Here is a 12509-nt window from a genome sequence, read left to right as displayed (position 1 = left end):
ATCGCTCTAAGAGCATGCCCCTTCGCGTATCGGGAGATGAGACTTGCGAAAGGGTGGAATGATCGCACGCATATTGGGCGCCCTGGTGCTGACCCAGGCGACCATGGGAACGGCGACGGCGTGCGGCGCCACCTATACGATCGACGCCAGGGAACTGGCGCGGACGGTGAACAAGCAGGGCAAGGTCAAGAGCGTCACCTGGGCGCTCAACGCCACGCATCCCTTCGGCCAGTCGCAACGCACGCGCATGGTCGGCGGCGCGCCGGAGGGAAGCTGGGTGCGCTTTTCAAGCGACGGGCGCTGGACCGCGCGGATCGGGCTGGAGAACGACCTGCGCGTCAGGCCGGTGGAAATGAAGGTCGCCTTCGGTTTCTCGCTTGGCGACGCCAGCCGTTCGGGCCTGATCCCGACGGTCTGGTCGGATGCGATCACCGTGCCGAAGCGCGGCGCCCGCTGGACCGATGCGAGCGGCAAGCGCGGCCCCCAGGGCGTGACCTGGGACATGCTGTTGCAGGGTAATGTGTCGCCGATCTGGACGGTGAGCTGCGCCGTGCAGGGCTGAATGAAGGAGACGGAATGATGAGCGCCGGACGCATCAGGGTTGGCATCGGTGGATGGACCTATGAGCCATGGCGCGGCACATTCTATCCCGACAAGCTGCCGCATGCGCGCGAACTGGAGCATGCCGCCTCGCGCATGGGGGCGATCGAGATCAACGGCACCTATTACAGCAGCTTCAAGCCCGAGAGCTTCCGCAAATGGGCCGATGCGGCCCCGCAGGATTTCATCTTCACGGTCAAGGCCTCGCGCTTCTGCACCAATCGGAAGGTGCTGGCCGATGCCGGCGAGTCGGTCGGCAGGTTCGTCAATCAGGGGCTCGCGGCGCTTGGCGACAAGCTTGGCCCGATCCTGTGGCAGTTCATGCCCACCAAGAAGTTCGACCGCGAGGATTTCGGCGCCTTCCTGAAATTGCTGCCGGAAAAGGTGGACGGCGTGGCGCTGCGCCATGCGCTGGAAGTGCGGCATGAGAGCTTCGAGGACGCGGCGTTCGTCGCGCTCGCGCGCGATACCGGCGCCGCGATCGTTTTCGCCGACAAGGCGGGTTATCCCACCATCGACGAAGCCACCGCCGACTTCGCCTATGCGCGGCTGCAAAGCGCCGAGGAGGAGATCGAGACCGGCTATTCCGCCGCCGCGCTCGACGATTGGGCGAAGCGCGCGAAGGGATGGGCGAAGGGCGGCCGCGATACCTTCGTCTTCATGATCAACGGCGCCAAGGTCCGCGCGCCCGCCGCCGCGGAAGCGCTGACGGCGCGACTGGACTGATGTTCGTCGCCGTCTATTGGTGGCGCGTCCATCCCGGCAAGGAAGACCAGTTCCGCGAAGCATGGCGGCGCGGCACGCGCGCGATCACCCGCATCTATGGAAGCCATGGATCGCGGCTGCACGAGGAACGCGACGGCCGCTTCGTCGGCTATGCGATGTGGCCCGACGAAGCGACCTGGCAGGCGGCGATGGACGTGAAGATGGTCTATGATGATGCGGAGGCGCGCGCGATGTTCATCGATGCCGTCGCCGAAACGCCGCCGGGCCACGCGCCGATCCTGACCATGACGGTGACCGACGACCTGATCGTCGATACGCCGGGCGGATGACCGCATGGCCGACGACGCGCTGATCTTCGTCTATGGCACGTTGCGGCCGGGCGGATCGGCGGAAGCGCGGATGATCGGTCATGGCCGCTGGCTTGGCCCCGCCACGGCGACGGGTCGGCTGTACCGCATCTCGCATTATCCCGGCTTCGTGGCCGATACCGGGGATGACGTCGTCCAAGGCGCGGTGTTCGAGGCCGCTGATCCAGGCGCCCTGCTCGCCGAGCTCGACATCTATGAAGGGTGCGGCCCCGACGACGACGCCCCGCACGAATATCAGCGTGTCCGTATCGACATATGCCATCGGGGGCGATCCCGCACGGCCTGGGCTTATGTCTATGCCTGGCCGGTCGACGAGGCGAACCACATCGGCGATGGCGACTTCCTGCGCGCGCCGGCCTGAATGTTCTATATTTGTTCTTTACGACGATCACCATCCGGGCTAAGGACGACAAAGCTGGAGGTGGACCATGGCGAAGCGTGGAAGCTGTCACTGCGGAAATGTCGCGTTCGATGTCGATGCGCCGCTCGACGAGGCGATGGAGTGCAATTGCTCGCACTGTTCGCGAAAGGGCTATCTGCTCGCCTTCGTGCCGCGCGGCGTGCTGACGCTCGATCCCGTCGACGGCGAACTCCACACCTATCGCTTCAACAAGCACAGCATCGCGCATCATTTCTGCGGCACCTGCGGCTGCGCGCCCTTCGCCGAGGGCACCGGGCCTGACGGCTCGGAGATGGCGGCGGTCAATCTGCGCTGCATCGAGGGAATCGATCTGAGTGCGGTGAAGATCACCCAAATCGACGGCCGCAGCTTCTAAATTCGGGTGAGGCTGGGCAGAGCAGCCCAAGGTTCCGGCGATGCGCAGCATCGCTGGAAGGGCTTGGGAGGGTGCGAACGGCACCGCCCCGCGCTTCCGGTGCTTACATACTGAAGTACGCTGCGCGCCGGTTCTCGGGCGGTACCATTCTCGCTCCGGCCTGATCCGAATTGGCCAGAACGGCTTCGCTCGTGTCAGCCCCTGTGCTTGGCGCGCCAGTCGCGGACGGCGGCGAGGGTGTTCTTCACATGATCGGCGGGATTGAGCTCGGAATGGACATAGATGATCTTGCCGTTGGGCGCGATCACATAGGATGTGCGGTCGGACAGGTTGGGCGACTTGGCGAAGACGACGTCATAGGCCTTGATCATCGCGGGAGTCGCTGAAGCCACCGCGAATTTGTCGCGGCATTCCTTGCGCGAGAATTCGTTGAGCACGCCGATCTCGTCGGCCGAAACGCCGATCACCGTGGCACCCGCCTTGGCGAAATCGGGGGTCGCCTCCGCGAACATGTTCGCCTCGATCGTGCAGCCCTTGGTGAACGCCTTGGGATAGAAATAGAGTACGACCGGCCCCTTCTTCAGCGCGCGCGACAGGGTGAAGCTGAACGGCTTGCCCGCCAGAGAGGCCTGTGTCGTGAAATCGGGCGCCTTGGCGCCGGGCGCGAGCGCCGCCTGGACGGGCGTCAGCGCAAGCAGCGAGGCGGCGGCGATGGCGTAGCGAAGCGTCTTCATGGAACGGCACCTTCTCCAGAGTGGTTCCGAGACAGATGGACTCATCTGCCGGCCCGGGAACAACGACGACAAAAGACATCCAGAGGCGATCCGGTCCAATCCGAACCGGATCGCCTCGGTAGGCAGGTCAACCTACGCGCAAACCGCGCGCCTTTGAAGCGGCTTGCTCGATTGTCGCTTCCTTAACTCTCGCCCCGCTAAGCGCGGTCGATACAGTCGCCTTCGGGGGAGTGAAGTTGCTCAAAGTCTATGCCTGTATCGCGGAGCAGCACGATCACCGGCTGGTCCTGCTGGCGGGCATCATCTGTATCCTCGCCTCGGTTCTCGCGGTGCTCGTCGCGCGGCGGGCATCGGCGCTTCGGCGCGAACAGCGGCCGCAATGGATCGCGCTGGCGGGCCTCGCCAGCGGCCTCGGCATCTGGTCCACCCACTTCATCGCGATGATCGCGTACGAACCCCAATTGCCGGTGGGCTACGATGTTCCGCTGACATTGCTGTCGATCGCCGCCGCCGTGGCGATGAGCGGCCTCGCCTGGTGGCTGGAGCTGCGCACGCGGCGACGGTCGCTGTCGCCGCTGCCCGCGCTCGTGCTCGCGGCCGGAATCGCGACCATGCATTATCTCGGCATGGCGGCGCTGCGCGTGCAGGGCCATGTGCTGTGGGACGGGCAACTGGTGTTCGCCTCGCTCGCCGCGGGCGCGGCGCTCGCCTGGGCCGCGCTGATCGCGCACCGGCGGCTTCGGCGCGGATCGGTCGCCACCGCCGCCCTGCTGTTCGCGCTCGCCATTTGCGGCCTTCACTTCATCGCGATGGCGGCGGCGAGCATCCTGCCCGATCCGCGCATCGCCATGCCCGCAGACGCCATCCGTTCGGACACGCTGGCGATCCTCGTCGGCGCCGGCGCCTTCATGCTGATCCTGGTCGGCGGCATGTATCTGTGGTTCGACCACCGCCTGGCGTTGCGCCGCATCGCCGAACAGCAACGCGTCACCGATTTCGCCAATGCCGCGATCGAGGGACTGGCCGTGATCGAGGGCAGCCGGATCGTCGACGTCAACGCGGCGCTCCGCACGCTGGCCGGCTGGCCGCATGCCGCCGTTGCGCCGCTCGCCGTCACCCTGCCCGCCCTGGCCGACAGCCAGTCGCTGACGCAGTTGATCGAATCAGGCCAGACCCGCGAGATGATCCTGCGCGCAGGCGATGGCGACATGATCGACGTCGAGGTGACGGCGCGGCCGATCGCATGGCGCGGCAGGCCGCATACCGTGCTCGTGGTCACTGACATCCGCGCGCGCAAGGAAGCCGAACAGCGCATCCACCACCTTGCCTATCACGATCCGCTGACCGGCATCGCCAACCGTTCGCTGTTCAACACCCGCGTCGCCGAAGCGGCCGCCACGCGCGGCCCCGGCGACGAGATCGCGGTGTTCTGCTTCGACCTCGACCGGTTCAAGTCGATCAACGATCTCTACGGCCATTCGGTGGGCGACGAACTGCTGCGCCATGTCGCCAACGAGCTCAAGCAGGTTTCGACCACCGGGATGCTGCCCGCGCGGCTTGGCGGCGACGAGTTCGCGATGATGTGCCGGATGCGCGAGCTCGACATGGACGCGGCCTCGATCGCGCGCCGGATCCTTGCTCGGCTCAATCGCCCCGTCACGATCGGCAACCAGATGCTGCGCATCTCCGCCAGCCTGGGGATCGCGATGATCCCCGGCGACGCGACCGAGGCGGATGTGGCGCTTCGCCATGCCGATCTGGCGCTCTATCGCGCCAAGGCCGACGGACGCGGCATATTCCGCTTCTTCGAACCGGCGATGGACGCCATGGCCAGGGACCGGGCCGCGCTGGAGGCCGATTTGCGCCGGGCGATCGCCGAGGACAGCCTGCATATCGACTATCAGCCGCTGGTCGGCATCGAAGCGGGACGCGTCGAGGGCTTCGAGGCGCTGGTCCGCTGGAATCATCCCGAGCGCGGCCTGATGATGCCCGACGATTTCATCCCGATCGCCGAGGATAGCGGCCTCATCATCGAACTTGGCGAATGGGTGCTGCGCAAGGCCTGCACCGATGCGGCGCGCTGGGATCCGCCGCTCAAATTGTCGGTGAACCTGTCGCCCGCGCAATTCGCCTATGCCGACATCTGCGAAACCGTGGCGCGCGCGCTGGCCGATGCCGGGCTGCCGCCCAAGCGGCTGGAGCTCGAGATCACCGAAGGCGTATTCGTGCAGGATGCCGAACGCGGCATTGCGATCCTCAGCCGCCTGCGCGAAACCGGCGTGCAGATCGCGATGGACGATTTCGGAACGGGCTATTCGAGCCTGAGCTATTTCCGGCAATTCCCGTTCGACAAGGTGAAGATCGACCGGTCGTTCATCGCCGACATGCTTCACAACGGCCAGGCCCGCTCGATCGTCGAGGCGATCATCTCGCTGGGGCGCGGCCTCAATCTCGAGGTGGTCGCGGAAGGCGTGGAGACCGAGGAGCAGCTCGATCAGTTGCGGCAGCAGGGCTGCACGCAGGTCCAGGGCTATCTGATCAGCGAACCCCGCCCGATCGGTCAGTTCGCGGGGTCCGTTCTTTCCGATCCGGCCTGGACGGCGGAGCGGCGGGCACAGTCGCGCCAGGCCTGAAACCTCAGGCGGCGGGTGCGATCAGGCCGACCAGCAGATAAAGGATGATCGTCGATCCGACGCCGAGCAGCGTGAGCGCGACGGCCGCGATACGGACGATCGTGGGGTCGATGCCCGTCCAGCGCGCAAAGCCGGCGCAGACGCCCATCACCTTGGCGTTGGTCTTGTCGAGAGCGAAACGGGCGGTCATGTCTGCGGTTTCCTGTGAGATGCTGATGCGGTGAATAGAGAGGGTCGGATGCCGGTCCTCAACGGACCGGCGCGACGACTGCGGCCTGGGCTTCGGACGGCGCAACGGCGGTGCCGACGAAAACGGTCGCGAGGAAAAGGGCGCCGACCAGCGAAACCGCCGCGCGCTGAACGTTGGAAAGGTCGATGGACATTTGATCACTCCCTGAATTTGAACCGCTCCACCCGACCATCGGGCGGAGATGCCAATCAGATTGCAGGGACCGTGCCAATTTCCAGGAATCCCGGATTCCCGACGATTTTTTCCTTTTCAGCGCGCAGACGCCCCCCGACGTCAATCCAATATATGGGAAAATTCGCCACTATATGGCGAAATTCTAGCTCGCGCTGCGCAGAACTGCTTGCCGCGCCGCCTTGCGGCAGACGATACGCAGCATGGGATAGTCGAGATCGGCGTTCGCGAGCAATACGTCGCTGGCGGCGGCCCGGCAGGCCATCGGGCTCGCATAGAGCGTGGGCGCCGTCCGAACAGTCTCGCAGCCGGTGCCGGCATCGCCGCAGCCCAGTATCGCCATCACGTAGAAGATCGGTTGCATCGCGACTCTCCCCTTCGCGCGATGATTTGCCCGTTGCGGACGCGGCCCGCTGTGGCGCAGGTCACAGCCCCTGTTCGCCCGCGCCACAAGCCGCTAGATTGGCGCACAAAGGATTTCATCATGCTCGATACCCCCTCCCCATCCGTCCCCGCGCTATCGCTTGCCGACGAGGCGCGCGATCCCGACGCTTTCGCGCGCGATTTCGGTGCATCGTTCGAGCGCTATGGTTTCGCGGTGATCGCCGATCACGGCATCGATCAGGGACTGATCGATCACGCCTGGGCGCTCACCAAGGCGTTTTTCGAAGAACCGACCGACTATAAGATGCAGTATCACCTGGCCGGAAAGGCCGGCGCGCGCGGCTACACCGCCTTCGGGACCGAGATCGCCAAGGATGCGAGCGAGCACGACCTGAAGGAATTCTGGCATGTCGGTCGCGACCTGCCGGCGGGGCATCCCTATCGCGCGACCATGCCCGATAATCTCTGGCCCGATCGTCCGGAAGGGTTCCACGAGACCTTTTCGGCGCTCTATGCCGAGTTCGACCGGGTCGGCGCGCGGCTGCTGTCGGCGATCGCCCGGCATCTGGGCCTGGCGCCCGACTGGTTCGTCGATCCCGTCCATAACGGCAACAGCGTCCTGCGACTGCTGCACTATCCCCCGGTCTCACCCGAAGCGCCGGGCGTGCGCGCGGGCGCGCATGAGGACATCAATCTCATCACGCTGCTGCTGGGCGCCGAGGAATCGGGCCTGCAACTGCTCGACCGCGACGGGCATTGGCTACCGATCAAGCCGCCCGAAGGTGCGCTGGTGGTCAATGTGGGAGACATGCTGCAGCGGCTGACCAATCATGTCCTGCCATCGACCACGCATCGCGTCGTCAATCCGCCGCCGGAGCGGCGCGGCGTGGCGCGCTATTCCATGCCGTTCTTCCTGCACCTGCGTTCCGATTTCGAGATCAGGACGCTGCCGGGCTGCGTCAGCGCGGAGAATCCGGATCGCTATCCCGATCCGATCACCGCCGACGAATATCTGTTCCAGCGGCTGCGCGAGATCGGCCTGCTGAAATAGGGGCCGGCCCACCCGGATTCAGGTCAGGCCGTCCCAGAGCAGCTTCAGCCCGACAAGGATCATCAACGCATAGAGCGCATGATAGAAGCGCTCGGGCGACACCCGGCGGACCAGCCACACGCCGGCGATCGTCGACAGGATCGCGATGGGCATCAGAATCGCGGCGGTGGCCAGCGTCTCCCGGGTAAACTGGCCCAGCGCCCAATAGACCGGCACCTTGATCCAGTTGACCGTGGCGAAGAAGACCGCGGTGGTTCCCGCGAGCGTCAGATGGTCGAGGCGCTTGGGGATCACCCACATCTGGAACGGCGGCACGCCCGCATGCGCGATCTGGCTTGTGAAGCCGCAGGCCAGTCCGAAGATCGAGCCCAGCCAGGCCGGCGCATTCGCCGCGGCCGCGATCGCCCCGCGCCGTTCCACCCAGATACGCTGAACCGCGAAGAGGATCGTGATCGCCCCCAGCGCCGCCATTACCGCATCGACCGACACCCATGCGGCAAGCAACCAGCCCAGCCCGATGCCGACCACCGTACCCGGCAGCAGTTCCGCGATCACCCGCGCGTTCCATTCGCGGCGGAACGACCAAACGCCGACCACATCCTGCGCGATCAGGATCGGCAGCAGGATCGCGGCCGCCTGGATCGGCGAGATCGCCATTGCGAGCATCGGCAGAGAGATCGCGCCGAGCCCCGCAAAACCGCCCTTGCTCAACCCGAGCAGGACAACGGCGGGAATGGCCAGCGCGTAGAAAGCGGGATCGGTCAGCATCGACCGTGCCGCCATGACGTCATCTGGATGCGTAACCCGGCACGGGCATGGAATGGGTCGCGAGACCGGCCAGGAACAGCGCAATCTCGTCGAAGCTTTTCACGACGATCTCGACGCCCAGTGCGCGCAGCCGGGCATCATGATCGGGTGCGCAATGCTGCCCCACGCACAGCCCGACAACATGTGCGCCCGAGGCGAGCGCCCCGGTCACGCCGACCGGCGAATCCTCGATGATGAGCGTATTGCGGATATCCGCGCCGATCGCCTGCGCGGCGTGCAGATACAGATCCGGCGCCGGCTTGCCGCGCGCGACATGCTCGCGCCCGCTGAAGATCCTGCCATCGAACGCGTCGCCGATGCCGAGATGATCGAGATGCGCCGCGATCCAGCGCGTCGAGCTCGACGAGGCGATGGCGCGCGGCAGCGCCGGCGACAGGCCACGCACGAAGTCGACAGCACCGGCGACCGGAGCGATCCCTTCGCGGATCATGCGATCGTCTTCCTCGTCCCGAATCGCATGAAAGGCCGGCGGCACCGGCCCGCCGATCCAGGCCGAGATCGCGTCCAGGAAATCGCTGCCCGCCAGTCCCATGAAATTGGCCATCGAATCCTCGACGCTCGTCGGATGGCCCAATCCGGTCAGCGTCTCGGCCAAGTGGCGGTTGCCTGCATATTCGCTTTCGAGCAGCACGCCGTCGAAATCGAAGATGATCGCCTCGATCGTCACCCGCGACCGCCGAACAGCGCGGTGCCGACCCGAACATGGGTGGCGCCGATCATGATCGCGGTCTCGTAATCGCCCGACATGCCCATGCTGAGCGCGCTCAGGCCATTGTCGCGCGCGATCTTCGCCAGCAACGCGAAATAGGGCGCCGGCTCGACATCGGCCGGGGGCACACACATCAGCCCGCGCACCGGCAGGTCCACTGCGCGCGCTTCCACGAGCAACGCCGGCAGATCACCGAGGGCGCAGCCGCCCTTCTGGTCCTCCGCGCCGATATTGACCTGGACGAAACAATCGGGCCGCCGCCCCTGCTTGTCCATGGCCCGCGCAAGCGCCGCGACCAGCGAGTTGCGATCGACCGAATGAATCGCATCGAACAGCGCGACGGCGGCGTCAGCCTTGTTCGACTGGAGCTGCCCGATCAGGTGTAGCGCCAGATCGGCATTCTCTTCGCGAAGCGCAGGCCATTTGGCTTCGGCTTCCTGCACGCGATTCTCGCCGAACACGCGCTGGCCGGCATCGATCAGCGGACGGATGGCTTCAGCGCCATGCGTCTTCGAGACCGCGATCAGCGTGACGGCTTCGGCCGGGCGTCGGGCAAGCGCCGCCGCCTTCGCCATGGCGGCGCGAACCGCGGCAAGACGGACGGCCGCATCATCAGCTCTTTCGTGGATCGTCATGGCCGCTGCTATAGAAAGCGCGATGCCCCGCCGCCACCCCCGATCCCGAACTTCCCGCGCGCTGCCGCGTATCTGGCTGATGACCGACGAACGCCAGGGTGACGCGCTGTGGGATGCGCTCGAAACGATGCCGCGTGATGGCGGCATCGTCTTCCGGCATTACAGCCTCGATCCCACCGCCCGGCGTGCCGTGTTCGAACAGGTGAGACACGTCGCACGCCGGCGCGGCCTGATGCTGCTGCTTGCCGGCCCGCCTTCGCAGGCCCGCATCTGGGGCGCCGACGGCGCACATGGCAGGTTCTCGCGCATCAAGGCGGGCACGATGATCCTGAGTGCACCGGTGCACGACGGAGCCGAGCTTCGCCGCGCCCGCCATGCCGATCTGATCTTCGTCTCACCCGTCTTTGCGACGCGGTCGCACCCCGGCGTCAAAGGACTGGGGATGGCCGGTTTCCGGCCGCTCCTTGCGCAGAGCGGCAAGCCCGTCATCGCGCTAGGCGGCATGAACGCGCGACGCGCCGAACGGGTGATGAAATCCGGCGCATATGGCTGGGCCGCGATCGACGGATTGACGCCCCGATGATCCGGCGATTCGCCAGTCGTTCGATGATTCCATCGAACACCAAATCGCTGGTCGGTTCGCCGCGATTTTAGCTTCGCTGGCCTGCGGCTCGAGTCGTTCGATGATTCCATCAAACTCCAAATCGCTGGTTGGCTTGCCGCGATTTTCGAGTCGTTCGATGATTCCATCGAACTCCAAATCGCTCTAATGCCGACGACATGGCAGACACTCTCAAGATCGCATCCTGGAACATCAATTCGGTCCGCTTCCGGATCGAGATCGTCGAGCGCTTCCTGAAGGAAGAGGCGCCGGACGTACTGTGCCTTCAGGAAACCAAGACCGTCGACGAGACCTTCCCCGCCGATGCGTTCCGCCGGCTGGGCTATTCCTACCAGATGCTCAACGGCCAGCGCATGCACCACGGCGTCGCGATCCTGAGCCGCATACCGATGGTCGAGGACAATCGTCTCGACTGGCAGGCCAATGGCGAGGCCCGCCATGTCGGCGTCCGGCTGGAAAACGGCATGCGGCTGGAGAATGTCTATGTGCCCGCCGGCGGCGACATTCCCGATCGCACGCTCAATCCGAAATTCGGCCAGAAGCTCGATTTCCTCGAACGGATGATCGCCTGGTCCGAAACGCTGTCTGTGCCGACATTGCTGGTCGGCGATTTCAACGTCGCTCCGCTCGAAAGCGACGTCTGGAGCCACAAGCAACTCCTCGACGTGGTCAGCCACACCCCGATCGAGGTCGAGACGCTCGGCCGGCTGCAGGCGGCCAATGACTGGGTGGATCTCGGCCGGCATTTCGTGCCGCCGCCCGAGCGACTCTACACCTGGTGGAGCTATCGCGCGAAGGATTGGGCGGCCTCCGATCGCGGCCGCCGGCTCGATCATATGTGGGCGTCCAAGGACGTCGCGGCGCTGGCGGTCGGCCACACAGTCCATGAATCCTGCCGGAGCTGGCTCAAGCCGTCCGATCATATCCCGATCGTCACGGAGTTCCGCCTTTGAACGATCCCCGCGCCGCGGCTCGCGCCATCGATGCGCTCAAGCGCGGCTGGCCGATCGCCATCGCCGGCGCGGACGGAATCGTGCATCTGCTGGCGATCGAAACCGCCGATGCGGCGCGGCTGGCGGAATTCGATCCGGGTGAGACCGCCGATATCCTGATCTCCTCGACGCGCGCGACCACGCTCAAGCTCGCCAATCAGCGCGATGCGGCGGATCCTGGGCGGCCGGTGCAGGTGGCACGGGTGCCATGGATCGACCTGGCCGGCGCGGTCGCGCTCGCCGACCCCGCCTTCGATCTCGCGACGCCGCTCAAGGGCCCCTATCGCGCGGTTCCCGTCACGGCAGGCGATGCGGCATCGGCGGCGCTGGAACTGGCGCGGCTCGCGGGGCTGCTGCCCGCTTTCTTCATCGCCGGCACCGGCACGCCCGAGGTGAGGATCACCCCCGCCGATATCGCCGCATATGACGATTCGAACGCATTGATGATCGCGGCGCGCGCGCGCCTGCCAGTGGAAGCATCGGAGAATGCGGAGATCGTCGCGTTTCGCAGTCGCGACGATGGTACCGAGCATGTCGCGCTGATCCTGGGCGAACCCGATGGCCAGCCGCCACTGGTGCGCCTGCACAGCGAATGCCTGACCGGCGATGTGCTGGGATCGCTCAAATGCGATTGCGGACCACAGCTTCATGCCGCGCTCCATGCGATCGCATCACATTGGGGTATCCTGCTCTATCTGCGGCAGGAAGGGCGGGGAATCGGCCTTATCAACAAGCTGCGTGCCTACAGCCTGCAGGACCAGGGCCATGACACGGTCGACGCCAATCTTCGCCTGGGATTCGCGATCGACGCGCGCGATTTCGGCGTGGCGGCGCGGATGCTCGCGCTGATCGGGCAGACGCGGATCCGGCTGCTCACCAACAATCCCGAAAAAGTCGCCCAGCTCTCGGCCCATGGCATCGACGTCGTGGAACGCGTGCCGCACAAGCTGCCGTCCAATCCGCATAATGCCAAATATCTCGACACCAAGCGCGATCGCACCGGACATCAACTTTGAATCAGGCTTGAGAG

17 protein-coding genes are annotated in these 12509 nt (G+C 65.6%); 10 read left to right on the top strand and 7 right to left on the bottom strand.

Annotated elements, in window-relative coordinates; all coding sequences use genetic code 11:
• Positions 1-43 precede the first annotated feature (43 nt).
• From K7G82_RS20765 to K7G82_RS20745, 5 genes are all read left to right on the top strand, one after another.
• Positions 44-562 carry a hypothetical protein gene (locus tag K7G82_RS20765; protein WP_222991819.1) on the top strand — a complete coding sequence of 173 codons (519 nt, stop codon included), beginning with the start codon at positions 44-46 and terminating at the stop codon, positions 560-562.
• A 17-nt stretch (positions 563-579) separates the two neighbouring features.
• Positions 580-1326 carry a DUF72 domain-containing protein gene (locus tag K7G82_RS20760; protein ID WP_222991818.1) on the top strand — a complete coding sequence of 249 codons (747 nt, stop codon included), beginning with the start codon at positions 580-582 and terminating at the stop codon, positions 1324-1326.
• Entirely contained in the window at positions 1326-1655 is a 330-nt protein-coding gene (locus K7G82_RS20755) for an antibiotic biosynthesis monooxygenase family protein (protein WP_222991817.1), read from the top strand. Before K7G82_RS20760 ends, K7G82_RS20755 begins: the two co-directional genes overlap by 1 nt.
• 4 nt (positions 1656-1659) lie before the next feature.
• Positions 1660-2055: a gamma-glutamylcyclotransferase family protein gene (locus K7G82_RS20750; RefSeq protein WP_222991816.1), complete on the top strand. Its 396-nt coding sequence runs from the start codon at positions 1660-1662 to the stop codon at positions 2053-2055.
• 67 nt (positions 2056-2122) lie between these two features.
• Positions 2123-2470 carry a GFA family protein gene (locus K7G82_RS20745; protein ID WP_222991815.1) on the top strand — a complete coding sequence of 116 codons (348 nt, stop codon included), beginning with the start codon at positions 2123-2125 and terminating at the stop codon, positions 2468-2470.
• Between the two features lie 194 nt (positions 2471-2664).
• On the opposite strand, the gene K7G82_RS20740 is transcribed toward K7G82_RS20745, so the two are convergent.
• Entirely contained in the window at positions 2665-3204 is a 540-nt protein-coding gene (locus K7G82_RS20740) for a peroxiredoxin (RefSeq protein ID WP_222991814.1), read from the bottom strand.
• Between the two features lie 236 nt (positions 3205-3440).
• Here K7G82_RS20740 and K7G82_RS20735 point away from each other — a divergent pair, with 236 nt between their 5' ends.
• Entirely contained in the window at positions 3441-5837 is a 2397-nt protein-coding gene (locus K7G82_RS20735) for an EAL domain-containing protein (protein ID WP_222991813.1), read from the top strand.
• A 4-nt stretch (positions 5838-5841) separates the two neighbouring features.
• Here the strand turns inward: K7G82_RS20735 and K7G82_RS20730 are convergent, their stop codons facing one another.
• The 3 genes from K7G82_RS20730 to K7G82_RS20725 form a co-directional block, all read right to left on the bottom strand.
• Positions 5842-6027 carry a PspC domain-containing protein gene (locus tag K7G82_RS20730; RefSeq protein ID WP_222991812.1) on the bottom strand — a complete coding sequence of 62 codons (186 nt, stop codon included), beginning with the start codon at positions 6025-6027 and terminating at the stop codon, positions 5842-5844.
• Positions 6028-6085: 58 nt separating this feature from the next.
• Positions 6086-6220 carry a hypothetical protein gene (locus tag K7G82_RS30065; protein WP_281423029.1) on the bottom strand — a complete coding sequence of 45 codons (135 nt, stop codon included), beginning with the start codon at positions 6218-6220 and terminating at the stop codon, positions 6086-6088.
• 183 nt (positions 6221-6403) lie between these two features.
• Positions 6404-6622: a hypothetical protein gene (locus K7G82_RS20725; protein ID WP_222991811.1), complete on the bottom strand. Its 219-nt coding sequence runs from the start codon at positions 6620-6622 to the stop codon at positions 6404-6406.
• 120 nt (positions 6623-6742) lie between these two features.
• Between K7G82_RS20725 and K7G82_RS20720 the strand changes: the two genes are divergently transcribed.
• The gene (locus K7G82_RS20720) at positions 6743-7693 is read left to right on the top strand and encodes an isopenicillin N synthase family dioxygenase (RefSeq protein WP_222991810.1); all 951 of its coding nucleotides are present in this window, start codon (positions 6743-6745) and stop codon (positions 7691-7693) included.
• Between the two features lie 18 nt (positions 7694-7711).
• Here the strand turns inward: K7G82_RS20720 and K7G82_RS20715 are convergent, their stop codons facing one another.
• Genes K7G82_RS20715 through K7G82_RS20705 form a run of 3 tightly spaced genes read right to left on the bottom strand, consistent with a single transcriptional unit; the run spans position 7712 to position 9865 of the window.
• Positions 7712-8461, bottom strand: coding sequence for a sulfite exporter TauE/SafE family protein (locus tag K7G82_RS20715; protein ID WP_222991900.1), 750 nt, complete (start codon positions 8459-8461; stop codon positions 7712-7714).
• Positions 8462-8480: 19 nt separating this feature from the next.
• The gene (locus tag K7G82_RS20710) at positions 8481-9188 is read right to left on the bottom strand and encodes an HAD family hydrolase (RefSeq protein WP_222991809.1); all 708 of its coding nucleotides are present in this window, start codon (positions 9186-9188) and stop codon (positions 8481-8483) included.
• Entirely contained in the window at positions 9185-9865 is a 681-nt protein-coding gene (locus K7G82_RS20705) for a YggS family pyridoxal phosphate-dependent enzyme (protein WP_222991808.1), read from the bottom strand. Before K7G82_RS20705 ends, K7G82_RS20710 begins: the two co-directional genes overlap by 4 nt.
• 79 nt (positions 9866-9944) lie before the next feature.
• Here K7G82_RS20705 and K7G82_RS20700 point away from each other — a divergent pair, with 79 nt between their 5' ends.
• From K7G82_RS20700 to ribA, 3 genes are all read left to right on the top strand, one after another.
• Entirely contained in the window at positions 9945-10448 is a 504-nt protein-coding gene (locus K7G82_RS20700; protein ID WP_246623730.1) for a thiamine phosphate synthase, read from the top strand.
• Between the two features lie 197 nt (positions 10449-10645).
• Positions 10646-11440, top strand: a complete 795-nt coding sequence (locus K7G82_RS20695; protein WP_222991807.1) for an exodeoxyribonuclease III — start codon at positions 10646-10648, stop codon at positions 11438-11440.
• Complete coding sequence (gene ribA, locus K7G82_RS20690) at positions 11437-12495, top strand: GTP cyclohydrolase II (protein WP_222991806.1); 1059 nt, start codon at positions 11437-11439, stop codon at positions 12493-12495. The genes K7G82_RS20695 and ribA overlap by 4 nt, the downstream gene beginning before the upstream one ends.
• Positions 12496-12509 lie beyond the last annotated feature (14 nt).

The sequence above is a fragment of the Sphingomonas colocasiae genome, from assembly GCF_019880585.1.
In the GTDB taxonomy this organism is placed as follows: domain Bacteria; phylum Pseudomonadota; class Alphaproteobacteria; order Sphingomonadales; family Sphingomonadaceae; genus Sphingobium_A; species Sphingobium_A colocasiae.
The sequence above is the reverse complement of the archived record's forward strand: the minus strand, read 5'-3'. Positions and strand labels throughout refer to the sequence as shown.

Excerpts from the sequence above, each read along its gene's own strand:
- K7G82_RS20760 (WP_222991818.1), top strand. The coding sequence starts at position 580 with ATGAGCGCCGGACGCATCAGGGTTGGCATCGGTGGATGGACCTATGAG.
- K7G82_RS20725 (WP_222991811.1), bottom strand. The coding sequence starts at position 6,622 with ATGCAACCGATCTTCTACGTGATGGCGATACTGGGCTGCGGCGATGCC.
- K7G82_RS30065 (WP_281423029.1), bottom strand. The coding sequence starts at position 6,220 with ATGTCCATCGACCTTTCCAACGTTCAGCGCGCGGCGGTTTCGCTGGTC.
- K7G82_RS20755 (WP_222991817.1), top strand. The coding sequence starts at position 1,326 with ATGTTCGTCGCCGTCTATTGGTGGCGCGTCCATCCCGGCAAGGAAGAC.
- K7G82_RS20715 (WP_222991900.1), bottom strand. The coding sequence starts at position 8,461 with ATGCTGACCGATCCCGCTTTCTACGCGCTGGCCATTCCCGCCGTTGTC.
- K7G82_RS20740 (WP_222991814.1), bottom strand. The coding sequence starts at position 3,204 with ATGAAGACGCTTCGCTACGCCATCGCCGCCGCCTCGCTGCTTGCGCTG.
- K7G82_RS20745 (WP_222991815.1), top strand. The coding sequence starts at position 2,123 with ATGGCGAAGCGTGGAAGCTGTCACTGCGGAAATGTCGCGTTCGATGTC.
- K7G82_RS20705 (WP_222991808.1), bottom strand. The coding sequence starts at position 9,865 with ATGACGATCCACGAAAGAGCTGATGATGCGGCCGTCCGTCTTGCCGCG.
- K7G82_RS20730 (WP_222991812.1), bottom strand. The coding sequence starts at position 6,027 with ATGACCGCCCGTTTCGCTCTCGACAAGACCAACGCCAAGGTGATGGGC.
- K7G82_RS20750 (WP_222991816.1), top strand. The coding sequence starts at position 1,660 with ATGGCCGACGACGCGCTGATCTTCGTCTATGGCACGTTGCGGCCGGGC.
- K7G82_RS20700 (WP_246623730.1), top strand. The coding sequence starts at position 9,945 with ATGACCGACGAACGCCAGGGTGACGCGCTGTGGGATGCGCTCGAAACG.
- K7G82_RS20720 (WP_222991810.1), top strand. The coding sequence starts at position 6,743 with ATGCTCGATACCCCCTCCCCATCCGTCCCCGCGCTATCGCTTGCCGAC.
- K7G82_RS20695 (WP_222991807.1), top strand. The coding sequence starts at position 10,646 with ATGGCAGACACTCTCAAGATCGCATCCTGGAACATCAATTCGGTCCGC.